This window comes from Paenibacillus sp. M2 (genome assembly GCF_046713495.1).
Lineage (GTDB): Bacteria > Bacillota > Bacilli > Paenibacillales > Paenibacillaceae > Paenibacillus > Paenibacillus amylolyticus_B.
Window position 1 is genome coordinate 3,421,143 of record NZ_CP169648.1, and the last position, 18,569, is coordinate 3,439,711.

The following is an 18,569-nucleotide window of genomic DNA, read 5'->3' on the forward strand; positions in this document are numbered from 1 at the left end:
AAAAAAACGGATTCCAGCATACGGAATCCGTTTTTTATTTCAAACTTTTGTTTTATCGATCCATGTACCATGCCATCACTTGGGTATTTCTTCGCTACAAACAAAATGAAGTAGCATCTTCACAAATTGCTCCGTCATCCGCATATCCAATGAATTATCATGAGCACCACGAATAGTTACCATGCGCTGGAGCATGCCCATCATCGTTGTGAAGATAAACTGAGCCAGATCCAGCGGAGGGGACGGATTCTTAATACTGCCGTCAACAACACCTTGGGATAAAGCGTCCATCAGGAAATGATTTTCTTTCCCGTTCTGGTTGAACTTATCATACTCTTCTCTTAATTCAGGGCTAAAATCATACATCTCATAGTTGATATCAAACAATTGAATAAACCGGATGTAGTCTGGATGATTCTCGGCATAAACAACCCATGCATTCAACATAACCGTGAGTTGTTCCCGCCCGTTTAAGTCCTTCGTTGAAGCACGGCTAACCTCATCCGTTAAATGTTCGATCAGTTGCATCTGAATGGCTAGAAGAAGTTCATCCATTGACTGGAAATGTTTATAAAAGGTCACTCTACTAAGTTCAGCTTTTGTACATACATCCTTAATCTTCACCTGGAGCAATCCATATTTCAAAAAAAGCTCCTTACCTGCTGCAATCAAATCATCACGATGTTTATTTCCCAATTGTTGATGCCAGTTTTCATTCACTTGTATACAATTGTCCTTTCTTCGAACGAAATGCGTTCAAGGTCAGTCCGAGTGAAGCGAGTAGCATAATTGCACCAAAAATATACGGGAAGTTTATGTTTTTGTCAAACAATAGTCCTGCGATCAGCGGCCCAATCACCGTGCCGAGACTGGAAAATGTAGTATTCAGACCCGATGCATAACCTTGCCGATCTCCTGCATTTTTGGATATTAACGTGCTGACCGAAGGTCGTAAAAACGAATTAAAGGCAAAGAATAACGCAGAAGCGAACAACAGAAACACAAGGTTGACCTTAATTAACATTAACAATAAAGCTATGGGTGTGATTATTAAGGAGAGACGGATCAACTTAACTTCACCGATTCTCTGTACGAACCAATCCAAAAGCCAGATCTGCACAACGATACCGATAATCGCGCCCAAAGTAATAATGATGGAGATTGTTGCAGCGTCGAATCCGTATTTTTGCTCTGCAAAAAGCGCGAATACTGTCTCATAACTCATGAGACCAAAGGTCATGACAAGCAACACAATCAAGTATTTGAAATAGGGGACTTTAAAAGAACTCCAGATTTTCTTGCCCAAGTGATCTCCTTTTTGAAGACGGATGGAGACCGTTCTTTTCTCGGGGGGAAGTGTCTCAGGCAATAGTAGCGTCATCAGGGCCGCAATCAGTCCCAGACCCGCTGCGAAGAAATAGGGCATGCGAATGCCCATCTCGGCGATGAGACCGCCCAGACCAGGTCCGAGAACCATCCCCAAATTCATAGCTGCGCCGAAATAGCCCATACCTTTTGCACGTGTCTCTGGCGTTGTAATATCGGCGACATATGCGAGGTTGGCAGGAACCATTAAACCAAGACTGATTCCACCGATAAACCGTGCGACATAGAGGAACGGCAATGACGTCGACAGCGCAAATATGATATCTGAAATGACAGATAGAAACATACCCGCAATTATCAACTTTTTGCGTCCAAATCGATCAGACAGTTGTCCCCCGAGAGGGGAAAAGAAGAATTGAGCGGCACCGAAGGCTGCAACTAAAAATCCTGCTACTGTGCCTCCCGCATGAAAAAGCTTCAAATACTCCGGCAATATGGGGATGAGCATCCCTTGCCCCAATAAAGCAATAAACAGATTTAACATCAGAATGAACAGTGGAAAGCGAACTGATTTTGGTAATGTACTCATGTACGTCATTAACCCCTTCATTTACAACTTGTTAACCTTTACATTGTGTAAACCATTTTAAATGATTTGAAGGAAATATGTAAATCTTTTTTTTAGTGAGTAGAGTTATAATTGAATTCATATGGAGGTGGGAACACGTGAAATTAGAGGAATTGTTTACGGTACATGTGAACATCGAGAAATCATTTGATTTGCAGAATAGCGAAGATGATTCGGTTGTCATGATTACTTTTACAGGCAGCGTAACCGGAAAGTACTTTGAGGGAATTGTGCTGGGTGGAGGAGTGGATACGCAGATCATCGGGAAGAATGGTGGTCCGCATACGCTATCGGCAAGATACATGCTCCAAGGAACCGACAACGCAGGTCATTCCTGCAAAATTTATATCGAAAATAACGGAAATATTGATAAAACGCTGAAAACTGCTTTATTTCGTACTTCCCCCAAAATGATTACAGACAGCAAAGCCTTATCCTTCTTGAACCGTGAGACACTTGTTGGAGAAGGTCATCCGACGGAGTCAGGGATTGATATAAAAATATATAGAAAACCGCTGTAATGCGGGGCAAATAGCAATTATCTTTTTATTGTATGGCAGAGAAGATAGCTTTTTATAATGAAAAGTCAGAGTCGCTAAGGAGCGGCTCTTTTTGTCGTATGAGACTTTACGTCAATATTTATATGTACTCTTTTACAATTAATTAACATAGGATGGATACGGCGCAGACACTTCACACCTATAGTATGATGAGCGAAAATAAACCCATATCAGGCGGAATAAGGAGAAAACTAATTAATATGATGATCAAAAAAATCGGGATTTCAGTAGCATCACTCGCCATCTTAACGTCTGTAAGTGTATTTGACGCATATGGTGCAGGCTCCAAACGCATGATCGAAGTTTCTGAACAATCGGCTAATGTGGTTGTGAACGGTCAAAGGGTGGAAGGCGAATCATTTCTCTACAATGGGGTTACTTATGTACCTGCAAGAGCGATTGGTGAAGCCTTGGGGCAAGAGGTAGACTGGGATAACAACACCCAATCGGTATTTGTTGGAGCTAAAATTAACGATCAGCAGGGATACCGCGGTACCAAAACGCCATATCCTTTTAAGGAAACAAGTTATACAAAAGCTCCTATTGGATATGAACCCATATTTATTAACTACATAGGGAGACATGGTTCCAGACATCTATCCAGTTCCAAGTACGACAAGACGTTATTTGAACTACTCGACATCGCTGAAAAGGACGGGCAGATCACTAATCTGGGTAAAGAGCTGAAGAAGGAAATTGGCAATCTGATGAAGGTTGAAAAAGATCATTATGGATTGTTATCCACTACGGGTGGAGAAGAATTGAAAGGAATAGGGGCCAGAGTTGGGCAGAATTTCAAAGAACTATTTACATCGGATAAAAAAGTGATTGCACAAGCAACCTTCAAAGATCGAACGCCGCAGAGCAGAGATCAGTTTATTGACGGGTTAAAGGAAAGCTTGGGAGATAACAAGGTAGACATTCTGGCTTCAGCTTTTGAAGAAGGGAAAGACCCCTATCTACGGCCCTACGACTTGGCTACGAAGTATAACGAGTATGTAGAAGATGGAGACTGGGTTAAGTTATACGAGGATTATGTCACACAGAGCACTGGAACGCGTTATGCAAAAGAGGTCCTTCTGCAATTTTTCTCTGAAGACTTCTATCAACGGCTGAACGCTGGAGAGTTTGAACTGAAAGATGAGAAGGGAAAAGTGAAGCTCAGCAACCCAACCGAGGCTGCTTCTAATCTATATGAACTCTATATCATATCTTCGAATATAAAAGGAGAAGGTGACTTCGAATTCGGGCGGTATTTCACGGCTAATCAGTTGAAATGGTACGAAAGTATTGACAATATCAATGATTTCTATGAAAAAGGTCCATCTTTAACGTCAACGGATCTGCCGCAGAATATCATTGCACCTCTGGTCAAAGAGTTGATCGTGTCTACCGAACAGTCCATTCAGCAGAAAGACACGGCTGGTATATTTCGTTTTGCTCACGCAGAAACCATCATTCCACTATCTTCATTCCTGGATATCGCCGGAGCTAATGTGAGTATCGACAAACCGCAGGACGTGACCCAAAACTGGAATGGCTCGGTTATCTCACCAATGGGAGCAAATATTCAATGGATTCTTTATTCCAATGGTAAGGATGTTCTCGTGAAAATGCTTAGAAATGAAGAAGAGATCGCGTTCCCGATCGAAACAAAGACCTATCCGTACTATAAATGGGAAGATGTAAAAGCATATTACCAAAACAAACTGCAGAAGGTAGGCGTAAGCTTGGACAGCAGTTTGGAAGACAACATTGAGCTTTTACAGAAGAAATTCTAATCGGTGAAACGATATGCATTTTATATGAAAATAAAGACGAAGATGAAGAAAGCAACTCCTTTTCATGGAGCTGCTTTCTTTTTTTGCATTTTGAATGAAATGGACCAATAAAAAAATCCTAAAACAAAATGTGACCAAATGCCGTCCGTAAGAGTGTTAGAGGTATAAAGGAGGGCATACCAACCATGCAGCGATCAGTGCCCCAGCTGGGCGATCATGTGATGAAAGTCTATGAGACATACGCGGATACGCTGTTCCGGATTGCCATGGTGCACCTCGGCAGACGAGAAGACGCGGAGGAAGCCACTCAGGATACCTTCATCAAACTAATAGAAAAAGCCCCTACGTTCAACGATGCGGAGCATCAAAAAGCATGGTTGATTCGGGTCATCACCAATCATTGCAAATCCTTATTAGGCAGAGGCTGGCGCAAACGGGAGGTCAAGCTGGAGGGAGTCGATCCTCTTACAACAGACAACCCTGAAGATCACGCGCTGATCGAACTTGTGCTGTCACTGCCCGTCAAGTATAGATCGGTGGTTCATCTGTATTATTACGAAGATTATCCGATCCGAGAAATCAGCGAGATCCTGGAGATTAGCGAATCAGCAGTGAAAATGAGATTGAAACGAGGAAGACAGCTGTTAAAACTGGAGCTGGAAGGAGAGGAACTGTAATGAACGAAGAACAATTCAAACAAAACTACAAGAAAGCGGTGGATCATATGAAAACAAACGAGCAAATGAAAAAACGGGTAGAGCAATCTTTAAACACGCAACATCAGGGACCAAAACGTCAACGTAAACCACTATACATTGCAGCAAGTGTTGTTATCGCTGCCAGCATTGGATTGGCTGCGCCAAGTGTATGGCAACAATTCAATGGACCAGCCGCACCAACACCACAGGTGGCAGCGGTGACTCCAGGCGCGTCGTTTGACCCGATCGTGATTCCGAAGATGGAGTTGCCGAGTTCACAGGGCAAAGGCGCGATGGCTGATATGATGCAACTGGTTGTATATGGAGGAAACGTATATACGCAGTCCCCAACATTGCTTGAAGGCGCAAATGCACTCAACCTGCGGGGTGAGAAGCTTGGCACTACAACTGGTGGCATCAATGAACTGAGCGGCCAGGATAAATATACGGAGCTTGCTTCCAACATTGGCGAAGCAGACATCTATGCGGTCAATGGCTACGACAAGGATTTCCGCATCATGTCTTACACCGAGATCGATGGTCAGGTGTATGCTCAGTTATTCGACAAGAACAACGGGATCACCATTGGTACTGGTGCCGACCTGATCGGCAAGCTTCATCTCGAAGGCAACATCGCCTCGGCGCAATGGGAGACGTTCGACAGCTGGAACAACGGATTGCAGCAGCTTCAACCGTTAGCAGCGGATGAATCACTGGAAAGCTTCATCTCATCGCTAAATGCTGCCAAACCGATCGCAACGAGCCCAGAGTTGGAAGAGAACCTCTACGGCAAGGAAGATCGCAAGATCATCTATCTCACGCTGGAAGACAAAACGCAGGTCCCACTGGTTCTGTTTGGTGAAGAAGGTCTGGTTCGTTATGGTAATGTTCCGGCATTCCTGGAAGTGGAGAAAGGCGCGTTCCAATCATTCTGGAACAGCCTGAGCGAGTAAGACGAAGACAGCAATACGGATGCACCAAGAAAAGCGAACAGGGCACGCAAGTGCTTTGTTCGCTTTTTTCATCAACAAACAATCATTTGATAGGATTAGGCAATAAAATGATATGAATAGGATATGGATTCTTTCCCCTTTCAATGTAAAATGGGTACACCTAGTTTTAACTAAAAAGAAACAGGAGGTTAGATGAATATGAATCGAATCGAAAAGAGCCAGGAAACATATAAAAGACTATTCGGCGAGGGAGTTCCAGCGGCATATGCTACTGATCCTGAGTTACAGGACATATTAAGTCGCTTCATATTTGGTGAAATTTTTGATCAAGGTACTCTTGACGATAAGCAACGTGAGCTTATTACTTTGGTCGTACTGGCTACTAATCAAACGTTGCCACAGCTCAAAGCACATACTCGTGCAGCGCTAAATGTTGGGTTGACTCCAACGGAGATCCAAGAAGCAATCTATCAATGCGCACCTTATTTGGGATTCCCCAAAACCTTAAATGCCATATCGGAAATGAATGAAGTGTTCAAAGAGCGAAATGTTGCACTGCCTCTTGAAAGTCAAAAACGGGTTGAAGAAGATAATCGCTTTGACAAAGGACTTGGTATTCAAAAAGAGATTTTTGGCGATATTATTGACAAAAACCGGGAAAATGCCCCGTCAAATCAGAAGCATATCCAGGACTATCTTTCAGCATTTTGCTTTGGTGACTTCTATACCCGCGGTGGTCTGGATCTGAAAATACGAGAGCTGCTTACCCTTTGTATACTAAGTGCACTCGGAGGTGCGGATAGTCAAGTCAAAGCACACGTTCAGGGTAACATCAATGTTGGCAATAATAAAGAAACCATGATCACCGCTCTAACTCACTGCCTTCCCTACATGGGATTTCCTAGAACACTAAATGCTTTAGCCTGCGTTAATGAAATCATTCCAGAGAAATAATCTTCTTTATTTGAAACAACAGACAGTTGATTATCCCAATCAACTGTCTTCTTCTGGTTAACAGGAAGGTATAGTAAAGAAATGAATGATTCAGTAGACACTTAAATGAACGTAAATCAGGAGGAATTATGGAGTTAAGAGTACTTCGATATTTTTTGACAGTAGCTCGAGTAGAAAATATCACACATGCTGCAACGATCTTACATGTGACACAGCCAACGTTAAGCAGACAGTTGGCTGATCTGGAAAAAAATTTAGAAACTCAATTGTTTATACGCGGGAAAAGTAAAATAACACTGACAGATGCAGGCATGCTTTTACGTCAAAGAGCAGAAGAAATTCTCACACTTGCGGATAAAACAGAGAAAGAGTTTAAAGATCAGAACAACCTGGTTGGAGGAACCATATCGATCGGGAGTGTTGAATCATTAACGTCCAATGTTATTTTACAATTATTAAAAGACTTCAATATGGAGTATCCGCAGGTTAAATATCACATCTATAGTGGAACGGGGGATGATATAAAGGAGCGAATCGATAAAGGACTGCTCGATGTGGGCATTTTGTTAGAGCCCATTCACATTGAGAAATACGATTTCATCAGACTGCCCCAGAAGGAGCGCTGGGGAGTCCTTATGAAGACCTCATCACCTCTTGCACAAAAAGAATATGTCACTTCAACCGATTTAGCCGGAGTGCCTCTGCTCATATCCAGCCGATCTGTCGTACAGAATGAGATTGCAAGCTGGTTTGCCGATGAGTATGCACATTTAAACTTCGTTGCGACCTATAATTTAATATCTAACATACTTAACCTCGTAGAGGAGGGGTTAGGGACGGCCATCTGTATTGAGGGTGCGCTTGCAATGAAGCAGTCTGACACATTATGCTTCAGACCTTTTCAACCGGAACTTCAGTTTCCAACAGTGATTGTCTGGAAAAAACATAAGGTATTCAGTCAAACGGAGGTACGTTTTTTGGAACATATCAGGCATGCCTTTCAGGCATAATAAAGTATGAATTATAGGTATTGGCTATAGCAGTTTATCAGATGATATTTTAAAGGTGTAATGAATGCAGCCTTTATGTATTTCAGATAAATAGCTTTTTTTATTGCAAAGAGAAGTTATTTAGAGCGCTTTTGGTCTCATTCATTTAGATGGCAACAACAAGAGGGGGCATTATTGGATGAGCAAGAAATACGAGAAGTTGGCTCAAGATATTGTAGAGAAAGTGGGCGGTAGTGAGAATGTATCCACTCTGACTCACTGTATGACTAGGCTTAGATTTGCACTGAATGATACTAATAAAGCAGATCAAAAAGCGCTTAAATCGTTTGATGGTGTTATTGATGCGCTTGAGAGCGGCGGACAATTTCAAGTCGTCATCGGCACACATGTTGAAGACGTTTACAAAGAAGTGATCAAGCATCTTCAACCTAACGCGAGTTCATCGGGTGAACCAACTGATGTTAAGAAAGTTAGTATTTTGGGGAAATTAATCGATTTCGTCTCGGGGACATTTAGTCCGATTGTCCCCGCTATAGCTGGGGCTGGTATGATCAAGGCATTACTCGCTCTACTTATTTTGTTCAACTGGATTTCAAAAGATTCCCAAACCTACTATGTCGTAAGTCTTATGTCAGATGCTATTTTCTACTTTTTACCATTCTTGCTGGCGTTTTCAGCTGCAAACAAACTAAAATGCAGTCCCGTCTTAGCACTCGTTTTAGCCGGTGTTTTACTCCATCCCAACTTGACACAATTGCGTTTGGATGGGTCTGACGTAAGTGTTTTTGGAATCCCGCTAACTCTTGTATCTTATAGTTCTTCTGTAGTTCCAATTCTCTTAATCGTTTGGTCACAATCATATATTGAATCGTTGTTTAAAAGGATCATTCCGAATGCAGTGAAAGTTATTTTTGTTCCCATGTGCACTATTTTAGTAACGGGAATTCTTGCCTTAACCGTGTTGGGACCACTGGGGTCATTTTTCGGAACGTATTTAGCGATGGGCTTTGACTTCTTGGCCGCACATGGTAGCTGGCTGGTTATTTTCCTGGTTGCAACCTTCTGGCCAATACTGGTTATGTTTGGGCTGCACCATAATATTGTTCCTCTATCCATTGCTCAAATCACCACATCAGGTTATGAGAATATCCTCGGTCCTGGAGCGATGATCAATTGTATAGGTCAAGGTGTTGCGGCATTAGTTGTAGGGATGAGAACCAAGGATAAAGCATTAAAACAAATTTCTGCTTCCAGTGGGATCACCGCGTTGATGGGAATCACGGAACCAGCTCTTTACGGCGTAAATTTACCGAAGAGATACCCACTTGTCGCGGGTATGATTGGAGCTGCCAGTGGGGGACTCTTTGCAGGGCTAATGGATGTTTCTCGTTACGCAACAGGCGCTTCAGGAATCCCGGCGATTCCTCTGTACATTGGTGAAAATATCTGGAATCTATATAACATTTTGATCGCACTTGTTATAACAACTGTCGTAACTGCTGTACTTACCTATTTGCTCAGTTTGAAATATGAAAAAGATGCACCTTCACAGAACACTGTTTCAAATGCGAACGAAGGGAGTGGGGTTGCGGATGAAGTCATTACAATTAAAGATTCTGTTATTGCAACGCCACTTAAAGGTCAGCTTATTCAACTTCAGGATGTACAAGATGCAGCGTTTGCATCAGAGGCAATGGGTAAAGGAATTGCTATTGAACCTAGCGAGGGGAAAGTCATTGCTCCATTTGATGGCATGATTGTATCTCTATTTCCTAAGAAACATGCTATTGGACTATTATCCGATGAAGGAGTCGAAATTCTTATTCATGTCGGCTTAAATACGGTAAAGCTGAACGGAAAATATTTTGAAGCGTTCGTTGAAGAAGGTCAGAGAATTACAAAAGGACAGACCTTGCTGACTTTTGATCTGGACAAAATCAGACAAGAAGGATATGTCACTCAAACGCCCGTTATTGTAACCAATTCGTATAGTTACTCGGATGTGATCGCAGAGACTAGTCCCAAAAATATTGATTTTAACAATACATTGTTGGTTGTCAAAGCTTAACAAAACTACAGGTTAGGAGTGTGTTTTAATGACTTTAAGAAAAGACTTTTTGTGGGGTGGGGCAGTTGCTGCTAACCAATGTGAAGGTGGATATGCAGAAGGCAACAAGGGACTATCCACAGTTGATGTAATCCCGGCAGGGAAAGATCGTGTTCCTGTCATGCGAGGACAGTTAAAAATGTTGGAGTGTGATCAAGAACATTTTTATCCGAGTCATGAGGCTATTGATTTTTATCATCGGTATAAAGAAGACATTGCTTTATTTGCAGAGATGGGCTTTACGTGTTTCCGTTTATCTTTGGCATGGACTCGGATCTACCCTAATGGAGATGACGAGTTACCCAACGAAGAGGGTTTGAAATTCTATGAAAATGTATTTGACGAATGTTTGAAGTATGGCATTGAGCCGTTAGTCACCATTACCCATTTTGATGTCCCTATTCATTTGGTGAAAACTATTGGATCGTGGAGAAGTCGAAAAATGGTGGATTATTATGAGAGACTGTGTGAAACGATCTTCACCCGTTATAAAGATAAAGTGAAGTATTGGCTTACCTTTAATGAAATTAACATGCTGTTGCATCTACCTTTTGGCAGCTCAGGCCTAGTGTTTGAAGAAGGTGAGAATGAGGATGCTGTGAAGTATCAGGCGGCTCATCATCAATTGATCGCAAGTGCAAAAGCAACTGAAATTGCGCGTAGAATTAACCCGGAAATTAAGATTGGCTGTATGTTAGCAGGTGCCAACACTTACCCGTATACATGTGCACCAGATGATGTCTGGAAAGCCATGACAAGAGATCGCGAGCACTACTTCTTCGTCGATGTACAATCCCGAGGAGAATACCCAAACTATGCCAAGAAAATGTTAGAACGAATGAATATTCATTTAGCCATGGAAGACGGGGACGAGGAATGTTTGAAAAATAATACGGTTGATTTCGTTTCGTTCAGTTATTATGGTTCACGATTAACCAGTGCAGATCCGGAAGTAAACACACAAACGGCAGCTAACCTGTTTCCAACACTGCGCAATCCTCATTTGAAAACGAGTGAATGGGGATGGCAAATCGATCCTGAAGGTCTAAGAATTACAATGAACTCCTTGTATGACCGATATCAAAAGCCACTATTCATCGTTGAAAATGGCTTAGGAGCGATAGATACTCCTGATGAGACGGGATATATTGCGGATGATTATAGAATCGAGTATTTGCGTCAACACATCCAAGCTTTCATAACAGCAGTGGAAGAAGATGGCGTAGAGTTGTTGGGTTACACGTCCTGGGGTTGCATTGATCTAGTAAGCTCAAGTTCTGGAGAGATGAGTAAACGATACGGTTTCATACATGTCGACAAAGATGACGCTGGAAATGGTACGTTGAAACGCAGCAAGAAAAAATCCTTTGAATGGTTCAAAAAAGTTATTCAAAGTAACGGCAAAGAACTCTAATCGACTGAGCAGTAACGTATGAAGTCATCGACTTATGCGTTACTGCTTTATCCATTTATCGCAGCATCAAGGCTAACTATCGGCCATATGGAGCAAATACAAACATTAGGAGTTGGTTTTTTATAATATCCATGGAGAAGCTTAAAACATATTCGTTATTGTCCGTTGCGTTATTAATTTCTTCAGGTCCAGTGATTGCCGCTAACATTCCTGCGATAGCCAATGATTTTCCAGAGATATCGGTAACACATGTAGGATTATTAACGACCATACCTTCATTATTTGTCATTCTTGGTGTGTTAATTGCTAATCGACTTGAACTTCTTATTGGGAAGAAAGCAACTATACTAACTGGATTAGGACTTGTTCTCATTGCGGGAGTATTCCCTGCATTGTATCATGACCTTTTTTCGTTGCTGTTCATTTCTCGCTGTTTGTTTGGGTTAGGTGTAGGTTTATTTAACCGGCTCATCATTCAGATGATCAGTGATATGTATCATAAAAATCAAGGTAAACAAGCAACCGTAATTGGCTTAGAAAGTGCCTTTGAGGGATTAGGAGGCATTTGTCTGACACTACTCGTTGGTCAACTATTGAAAATGGGCTGGCACACATCATTTTATGTCTACGCCCTGGCACTTCCTATTTTCATTGCATTCCTGATTTTCGTTCCTTCTGATAAAAAAGAGCTTAATAGAAGAGAAGAGGTCACCACGAATCCAAGCCACACAAATAATAAAAAAGCCCTTCAAGTCATGATTGGCTATGGTCTCTTATTTTTTGTAATAGTAGCTATTTTCATCAATTATAATTTACAGATTACTCCTTTGATTTTGGAAAAAAATATCGGAACTGTGACAAATGGAAGCAACATGATTGCATTTATAGGTTTGGGAGCTTTTGTTGCCGGCTTTTCTTTTGGGAAAGTATACAAAACACTCGGTAACTATATCGTTCCATTATCGATTCTGTTACTTGGCGGAGCCATGTTCGTTACGACCATCTCTCAAAGTATCATGCTTACTACCATTTGCTCAATGATCATCGGGTTTTCATTCCGCTGTGTAATGCCCTATTTATTGCATACTTTTGCACAACAAATAGCCAAAATGGCAAAGCTGGGTACGACCATTGTTCTGATCGCGTATAACTTGGGAGCCACACTTTCACCGTATGAAGGAAGGTTAATTACGCAATTATTACAACTAGATACAGTGCAATCATTAGTCTCAAGTAATGCAATGATTCTATTATGGATTTCGGCAGTTAGTTTGGGAGTAGTAACCCTTCATCGCAAAAAGAAGAATATTCAACAAACATAGAAAACAGGGAACTTCTTGATATGGAGTTCCCTTGTTTTAGAATGAGTTGTATGAACCGTTTAATTATAATTTTTGTAATACACCAAGTGATCGGTCCATTCATTATTTTCGTGTATAAACCCTTTACGTAGACATTCAAATTCCATACCAACACTCTCTGCCAGTTTCATGGAAGGGGTGTTATCCACATTGATATGAGCCTCTATGCGGTGGAATTTCAGATGTTCGAATGCAATATGAAGAGCTCCGTTCACTGCTTCTTTCCCATAACCTTTTCGCCAATACTGATTATGGATCGTGTATCCGAAACTTCCCCATTGAAAATGATCTCTTGCCAAGGTCGCAATATCAATCATACCCAGATGTGTACCATCTTGCTTTCTAAACACACCAAATACATAAACCGCATCTGTACGCGCTAACTCTTGGTGTCGATCTACCAGATCATGAAACCAATCCAGCGTACATTCACTCATATCCATTTTCCCTTTATCATGGCGCTGTTGGGAAGGCAAGCGGTTTTCAAACTCATTCAACCAATTTTCATAGTCGTCTTTCTGTAATGGTCGGATGACTAGCCGTTCTGTCTCTGAAATATGATCAAATTTTTCTGGTTTTAATATCAAAATGACATCTCCTTTATATTGAATTTATGCTCATGACATAGCACTGAAGTAGTCCATAACCACGCTGCGAAACTCTAAAGCGGCTTTGGAAATATACCTGTTTTTGTGCGAAAGTAGAGCGATTTCCCGAACGAGTTGGTGTTCCTCTACCTGAAGATATCTAATGCGCTCATGCGGGTTTCTGGCTGTGCTAGGTATAAACGCGAGACCGATCTCCGCCTCCACAAGGGCTGTTAATCTTGCAGGCTCATCCCCTTCATATACATACTTCGGTAGGAAACCAGCGGATTGACATACGGAATCCACCATATCACGAACCCCATAACCTTGCTTCACCCCAACAAACCACTCGTCCTTAAGCTCAGTTAATTGAATGCTGCTTCGGTCTGCATATCGATGACCCATAGGAACAGCGACTACAATCGGGTCGTCATATAGTATCTGACATTCGATATCGTCACCTTGAATCGGAGGGGAGGAGAGACAAAAGTCCACCTCGCCCCGATGTAGGAGTCTGGACATGTTTTCTAACGAAACCATTTGCACATGGAACTGAATATCCGGCTTGTTTTTCCGGAATTCCCGCAGTATGCCGGGCAATGTGCTCGCCGTAGTCACTGCCAATTGCAGTGTACCCTGATTCGGGTTGGAGAGGTCAGCGATTTCCCGCTTTCCTTGTTCCAATTCAAATAAGGCTTTTTCAGTTCGCTGAAGAAATGTTCTTCCAAAGTCGTTTAATCGCAGCTTTCTCCCGATTCGATCAAATAAAGGGACTCCCAAGTCGTCCTCTAATCGTTGTATCGTTTTGCTCAGGGAGGATTGCGTGACATGCAGCTTTCCCGCAGCTTCCGTAACATGTTCGCATCGGGCCACCGTCAGGAAATATTTTAGTTGAAGAAGCTCCATTTGCACCATTCCTTCATTCCTTCTAGTTCATCAAATCATAACATATAATGCGTTGGAATAAATGAATAAGTTCAAGTAAGATAACAGCAGAAGAGAGAGAGGTGCACCAATGAACGTTCGAAATAAAGGATTGATGTTAGCTGTTGGACTCGGAATTATGTTGAATCCGTTGAATTCCTCCATGATTTCGGTGGCAATCTCCAGGCTACAACAAGTGTATCAACTTAATTTTACAGCCGTTTCGTGGATTATTTTATCATTTTACATTGCCAGTGCTGTCGCTCAACCCGTCATGGGCAAGTGTAGTGATTTGTTTGGCCGCAGGAAGATCTTCCTCATGGGTCTTGTTATTGTTTTTGTATCGTCCATGTTAGCTCCGTGGTCTCCCAGTTTTTCGTGGCTCATCGTATTCCGGATCGTTCAATCAATTGGCACAAGCATGATGGTGGCCGTCGGAATGGCGATTGTCAGAATGAACGTGACTGAAAAGCAAGCCTCCGCCTTGTCCACCTTGGCTATATTCCTTTCTGGAGCGGCTGCAATTGGACCTTTTATTGGTGGAGTATTGATTCATTGGTGGGACTGGCACAGCATATTCTTCGTTAATATTCCGTTTGTCATGGCAAGCTTTTGGTTCGCCTGGAAAACAATCCCGAAGGACGAGCAATCTCCGTCTATCTCTGGTCACATGTCCATTCGGCAATGGCTAGCGTTAATTGACGCACCAGGTATCCTGATGTTTACGGTAGCTTTGGTGACTCTGCTCATCGGTTTACTTTCAGTAAATTCCACAGGAGATATTTCAACATGGCATCTGCTGACAGGGGGGATCGGGTTAATCGCACTCGTCATGTTCTTCCGACATGAATTAAAAGCAGCCACGCCTTTTATCCCTCTGCGAACGTTTGCCTCATATCCGGAGATGACTTGGGTGAATGTGCAATACATGCTGGTGAACATCCTGTTTTACGCACTTTTTTTTGGAGTTCCTACGTATTTGAAGCAGGTACGTCATCTCAACGAAGTTCATACAGGAATGAGCATGCTAGCTTTGGGGTTATGTTCAGTCATTATTGCTCCGATCGCAGGGCGCTGGATTGACAGATCAGGATCACGGCCAGCTCTGATCGTATCCGCTTCTTTAATGACATTTGGATCTATATTGATCGTTGTTATGAATGAAACTTCTCCAATCTTCATAATCATTGTTGCTTTAGCTTTATTTGGAATAAGTAATGGCCTAAACGCGGTCGGCATGCAAGCAGCACTGTTTAAAAGCACACCGAAAGAAATGATCGGAGTGGCATCGGGTATTTTTAATACATCACGCTACCTGGGGACCATTTTATCGTCGTTATTGATTGGAATTGTTATGGGGGATACATTCAATGTGACAGGATTTCAGAAGCTTGGAATCATCCTTACGGTATTAGCTGCATCACTGATCATCATGAGCGTACGTCGCGAGGCAGGTTTAGTGAGTCCGGAGCAAGTAAGCAAGTAAAATAGAGAATCTGCCGTGCAATAACACGTTTACACCCAATGAATCAATAGCTCCATTGGGTGTATTTTTTGATTTTCACCAAGTTGTCAGAAAGAGTTGATCCTTTCTTGAACGTTTAGGGTAGAACACGTGTCTTTGATTGAATTAGGTAAAAATAAAGATATAATAATTTTGATTAATAGGCTTGGTTAGTACTTTAAGTGCATTAATATCAGATTTTAATAGGCATCCAATGCTTGTTATTATCGGGGGCCTACAGGAGTAAACGCATTATAGGTGTGGCAAGATATCGTCATACCTAACTTTGTGAAATTTTTCGCAACTCTGCATTGAGCTTGGCCAAAGCTGATATTGAATGTTTCTAAATTGAACAGAGTTTGAAAGGAGGCAACACAAAGAATGGCTATTGATACGGTGTTATGGAGCAGGCTAGTGACTGGTTTGACGCTCGGGTTCCACGTGATTTTTGCAACGCTAGGTGTCGGCGTACCTTTGATGATTGCTATTGCAGAGTTCATCGGCATTCGGAAGAAGGATCACCATTACATACTTATGGCAAAGAGGTGGTCCAGAGGGTTTGTCATTTCTGTCGCGGTTGGTGTCGTGACAGGCACAGCGATCTCACTACAGTTGGCCTTGGTATGGCCGAATTTTATGAAACTTGCCGGGAATGTCATTGCACTGCCACTATTTATGGAAGTATTTGCATTCTTTTTTGAAGCAATATTCCTGGGCATTTATCTGTACACGTGGGATCGGTTCAAAAATCCGTATATCCACTGGTTGCTGACTATTCCGATTGTCGCCGGGGCAGGCATGTCTGCTGTTTTTATTACAACAGTGAACGGATTCATGAACCAGCCTGAAGGTTTTGTCATGGAAGCAGGTCAATTCATGGCAGTGAACCCCGTGCAAGCGATGCTGAATACAGCGACGTTCTCCAAAGTGTTCCATGTATTAAGCTCGGCTTATCTGACAGGAGCTGCTCTGTTAGCAGGAATAGCAGCCTTTGCGATGCTGAGAAAAGGAGTGTCGGCCTACCACAAAAAAGGCTTGAATCTCATGATGGCCGTTGTGCTGGTATTCAGTTTGTTAAATTCTTTAGCTGGAGATGTGTCTGCCAAGTTTTTGGCTGAGCATCAGCCGGAGAAGCTCGCAGCTGCCGAGTGGCATTTCGAGACGGAAAGCGGCGCGGATTTGATTTTTTTGGGATGGCTGAATGCAGAACATGAAATTATAGGCGCTCTTCATTTGCCGAAACTGCTCAGTTTCCTTGCCTTTGGAGACTTTAACGCCGAGGTAACCGGGCTGAACGAATTTCCACCAGATGAACACCCGCCCTTACTTGTGCATTATTTGTTTGATCTAATGGCTGGTATTGGATTCGCTCTGCTTGCTATATCAAGTCTGTACTTCCTGTTTGTATTCTGGAAGAAACGTAATCAGTTTAACAAGTGGATGCTTCGTATGGTTGCACTGAGTGCACCGCTTGCTTTTCTGGCCGTTGAGATGGGTTGGTTTTATGCAGAGATCGGGCGGCAACCATGGATCATCCGAGGTTATATGCGGGTAGAAGAGGCCGCTACTTCTTCACCAAGTGTGAGAATTTTATTTTTCGTCTTCTTGCTTCTCTACATCCTGCTAGGCGTTATGTGTGTCGTCGTACTGAGACGGTTGTTCAATAACAATCCTGCTGAACTCGAGATGGAGAAATGGTTGAAGGAGAAGCATGATCAATCAGCCAAGAAAGGGGATCAGGCCTGATGAGTTATGAATTAATTGGTATTTCGGTACTCTGGCTGTTCTTGTACGGCTATCTTATTGTAGCTTCCATTGATTTTGGAGCAGGTTTCTTTGCCTTTTATGCACGCCTGACAAAGCAGGATCATCTGATTAATCGTCTGATCTCCCGTTATCTATCACCTGTCTGGGAGATCACCAATGTATTCTTTGTCTTTTTCTATATTGGCATCGTTGGATTTTTCCCGGACACGGCCTATTATTATGGCTCAGCGCTGCTTGTTCCAGGAAGTATTGCCGTCATTTTACTTGCCATTCGTGGGTCGTTCTATGCTTTCGAAAATTATGGTTCCAAAAAAAGTATCGTGTATTTGTTCTTATATGGAGCTACAGGGTTGCTTATTCCAGCGTCATTGTCAGTGGCACTGACCCTGTCTGAAGGTGGCTTTATTTTGAAGCAGGGAGATACCGTTTCCCTGGATTACTGGGCACTATTTACGAATCCATTATCGTGGAGCATCGTTGGACTGGCGATCGTGTCCGTATTGTTCATTAGTGGGTCATTTCTCACATTTTACGCTTCTCGCGCAGAGGACCATTCGGCATTGAAGCTGATGCGGAACTATGCTTTGTTCTGGAGCACACCGACCATTATTCTCGCGCTGACTGCATTTATATATTTGGGTCAACACAATGAGCGTCATTTTCAAAATATGATGGATTTATGGTGGCTGCTGGCGCTTTCCGTTGCGTTTTTCATGATTGCCATGTGGCTGTTATATAACGGACGCCGTTATGGTTTAGCTTTTATATGCATCATGCTGCAATTTCTCACAGCCTTTTTCGCCTACGGAATTGGTCAATATCCTTACATTCTTGATCCATTCATCACCATTCAGAGTAGCGCGACACCACCAGCGATGGGTTTTGCACTCGTCGTTGTGTTTATCGGTGGTCTGTGCCTGTTAATTCCTTCTCTTATTCTGGTCTTCAAACTGTTCCTGTTTGATGCGGATTATGTGAAAGGGAAAAAATAAAGG

The 18,569-nt window shown here is 42.4% G+C and carries 16 protein-coding genes; 12 read left to right on the forward strand and 4 right to left on the reverse strand.

Annotation, left to right across the window (positions count from 1 at the left end; all coding sequences use genetic code 11):
- Positions 1-75: 75 nt before the first annotated feature.
- The gene (locus ACETMN_RS15590; RefSeq protein WP_411736321.1) at positions 76-720 is read right to left on the reverse strand and encodes a TetR/AcrR family transcriptional regulator; all 645 of its coding nucleotides are present in this window, start codon (positions 718-720) and stop codon (positions 76-78) included.
- Positions 713-1,915: an MFS transporter gene (locus ACETMN_RS15595; protein ID WP_036671164.1), complete on the reverse strand. Its 1,203-nt coding sequence runs from the start codon at positions 1,913-1,915 to the stop codon at positions 713-715. The genes ACETMN_RS15590 and ACETMN_RS15595 overlap by 8 nt, the downstream gene beginning before the upstream one ends.
- Positions 1,916-2,052: 137 nt before the next feature.
- Between ACETMN_RS15595 and ACETMN_RS15600 the strand changes: the two genes are divergently transcribed.
- From ACETMN_RS15600 to ACETMN_RS15640, 9 genes are all read left to right on the forward strand, one after another.
- Complete coding sequence (locus ACETMN_RS15600; protein WP_036615809.1) at positions 2,053-2,475, forward strand: DUF3237 domain-containing protein; 423 nt, start codon at positions 2,053-2,055, stop codon at positions 2,473-2,475.
- A 239-nt stretch (positions 2,476-2,714) separates the two neighbouring features.
- Positions 2,715-4,295, forward strand: a complete 1,581-nt coding sequence (locus ACETMN_RS15605) for a histidine-type phosphatase (protein WP_411736322.1) — start codon at positions 2,715-2,717, stop codon at positions 4,293-4,295.
- A 185-nt stretch (positions 4,296-4,480) separates the two neighbouring features.
- On the forward strand, positions 4,481-4,972 hold the full coding sequence (locus ACETMN_RS15610; RefSeq protein ID WP_036615805.1) for an RNA polymerase sigma factor: 492 nt from the start codon (positions 4,481-4,483) through the stop codon (positions 4,970-4,972).
- On the forward strand, positions 4,972-5,946 hold the full coding sequence (locus tag ACETMN_RS15615; RefSeq protein WP_411736323.1) for a hypothetical protein: 975 nt from the start codon (positions 4,972-4,974) through the stop codon (positions 5,944-5,946). Before ACETMN_RS15610 ends, ACETMN_RS15615 begins: the two co-directional genes overlap by 1 nt.
- A 198-nt stretch (positions 5,947-6,144) precedes the next feature.
- Positions 6,145-6,900, forward strand: a complete 756-nt coding sequence (locus tag ACETMN_RS15620; RefSeq protein ID WP_411736324.1) for a carboxymuconolactone decarboxylase family protein — start codon at positions 6,145-6,147, stop codon at positions 6,898-6,900.
- Positions 6,901-7,028: 128 nt separating this feature from the next.
- Entirely contained in the window at positions 7,029-7,910 is an 882-nt protein-coding gene (locus ACETMN_RS15625) for a LysR family transcriptional regulator (RefSeq protein ID WP_036615799.1), read from the forward strand.
- A 178-nt stretch (positions 7,911-8,088) separates the two neighbouring features.
- Positions 8,089-9,978, forward strand: coding sequence for a beta-glucoside-specific PTS transporter subunit IIABC (locus tag ACETMN_RS15630; RefSeq protein WP_411736325.1), 1,890 nt, complete (start codon positions 8,089-8,091; stop codon positions 9,976-9,978).
- A gap of 28 nt (positions 9,979-10,006) precedes the next feature.
- A complete protein-coding gene (locus ACETMN_RS15635; RefSeq protein ID WP_036671179.1) occupies positions 10,007-11,431 on the forward strand; it encodes a 6-phospho-beta-glucosidase in 1,425 nt (474 codons plus the stop codon).
- 131 nt (positions 11,432-11,562) lie between these two features.
- Positions 11,563-12,753 carry an MFS transporter gene (locus tag ACETMN_RS15640; protein ID WP_411736326.1) on the forward strand — a complete coding sequence of 397 codons (1,191 nt, stop codon included), beginning with the start codon at positions 11,563-11,565 and terminating at the stop codon, positions 12,751-12,753.
- 59 nt (positions 12,754-12,812) lie between these two features.
- Here ACETMN_RS15640 and ACETMN_RS15645 read toward each other — a convergent pair whose 3' ends face one another.
- Complete coding sequence (locus ACETMN_RS15645) at positions 12,813-13,379, reverse strand: GNAT family N-acetyltransferase (RefSeq protein WP_411736327.1); 567 nt, start codon at positions 13,377-13,379, stop codon at positions 12,813-12,815.
- Between the two features lie 30 nt (positions 13,380-13,409).
- Positions 13,410-14,285 carry a LysR family transcriptional regulator gene (locus tag ACETMN_RS15650; RefSeq protein WP_411736420.1) on the reverse strand — a complete coding sequence of 292 codons (876 nt, stop codon included), beginning with the start codon at positions 14,283-14,285 and terminating at the stop codon, positions 13,410-13,412.
- Positions 14,286-14,394: 109 nt separating this feature from the next.
- On the opposite strand from ACETMN_RS15650, the gene ACETMN_RS15655 reads away from it, so the two are divergent.
- From ACETMN_RS15655 to ACETMN_RS15665, 3 genes are all read left to right on the forward strand, one after another.
- Positions 14,395-15,789 (forward strand): MFS transporter, encoded by a 1,395-nt coding sequence (locus tag ACETMN_RS15655; RefSeq protein ID WP_411736328.1) that lies wholly within the window; start codon positions 14,395-14,397, stop codon positions 15,787-15,789.
- 399 nt (positions 15,790-16,188) lie between these two features.
- On the forward strand, positions 16,189-17,553 hold the full coding sequence (locus ACETMN_RS15660) for a cytochrome ubiquinol oxidase subunit I (protein ID WP_036615789.1): 1,365 nt from the start codon (positions 16,189-16,191) through the stop codon (positions 17,551-17,553).
- On the forward strand, positions 17,553-18,566 hold the full coding sequence (locus ACETMN_RS15665; RefSeq protein WP_174806461.1) for a cytochrome d ubiquinol oxidase subunit II: 1,014 nt from the start codon (positions 17,553-17,555) through the stop codon (positions 18,564-18,566). The genes ACETMN_RS15660 and ACETMN_RS15665 overlap by 1 nt, the downstream gene beginning before the upstream one ends.
- The last annotated feature ends 3 nt before the right edge of the window (positions 18,567-18,569 follow it).

Bases quoted from the DNA above. Each gene is read 5' to 3' on its own strand.
- ACETMN_RS15610 (WP_036615805.1), top strand. From the start codon at position 4,481: ATGCAGCGATCAGTGCCCCAGCTGGGCGATCATGTGATGAAAGTCTAT.
- ACETMN_RS15635 (WP_036671179.1), top strand. From the start codon at position 10,007: ATGACTTTAAGAAAAGACTTTTTGTGGGGTGGGGCAGTTGCTGCTAAC.
- ACETMN_RS15660 (WP_036615789.1), top strand. From the start codon at position 16,189: ATGGCTATTGATACGGTGTTATGGAGCAGGCTAGTGACTGGTTTGACG.
- ACETMN_RS15605 (WP_411736322.1), top strand. From the start codon at position 2,715: ATGATGATCAAAAAAATCGGGATTTCAGTAGCATCACTCGCCATCTTA.
- ACETMN_RS15655 (WP_411736328.1), top strand. From the start codon at position 14,395: ATGAACGTTCGAAATAAAGGATTGATGTTAGCTGTTGGACTCGGAATT.
- ACETMN_RS15625 (WP_036615799.1), top strand. From the start codon at position 7,029: ATGGAGTTAAGAGTACTTCGATATTTTTTGACAGTAGCTCGAGTAGAA.
- ACETMN_RS15595 (WP_036671164.1), bottom strand. From the start codon at position 1,915: ATGAGTACATTACCAAAATCAGTTCGCTTTCCACTGTTCATTCTGATG.
- ACETMN_RS15620 (WP_411736324.1), top strand. From the start codon at position 6,145: ATGAATCGAATCGAAAAGAGCCAGGAAACATATAAAAGACTATTCGGC.
- ACETMN_RS15630 (WP_411736325.1), top strand. From the start codon at position 8,089: ATGAGCAAGAAATACGAGAAGTTGGCTCAAGATATTGTAGAGAAAGTG.
- ACETMN_RS15615 (WP_411736323.1), top strand. From the start codon at position 4,972: ATGAACGAAGAACAATTCAAACAAAACTACAAGAAAGCGGTGGATCAT.
- ACETMN_RS15640 (WP_411736326.1), top strand. From the start codon at position 11,563: ATGGAGAAGCTTAAAACATATTCGTTATTGTCCGTTGCGTTATTAATT.
- ACETMN_RS15665 (WP_174806461.1), top strand. From the start codon at position 17,553: ATGAGTTATGAATTAATTGGTATTTCGGTACTCTGGCTGTTCTTGTAC.
- ACETMN_RS15650 (WP_411736420.1), bottom strand. From the start codon at position 14,285: ATGGAGCTTCTTCAACTAAAATATTTCCTGACGGTGGCCCGATGCGAA.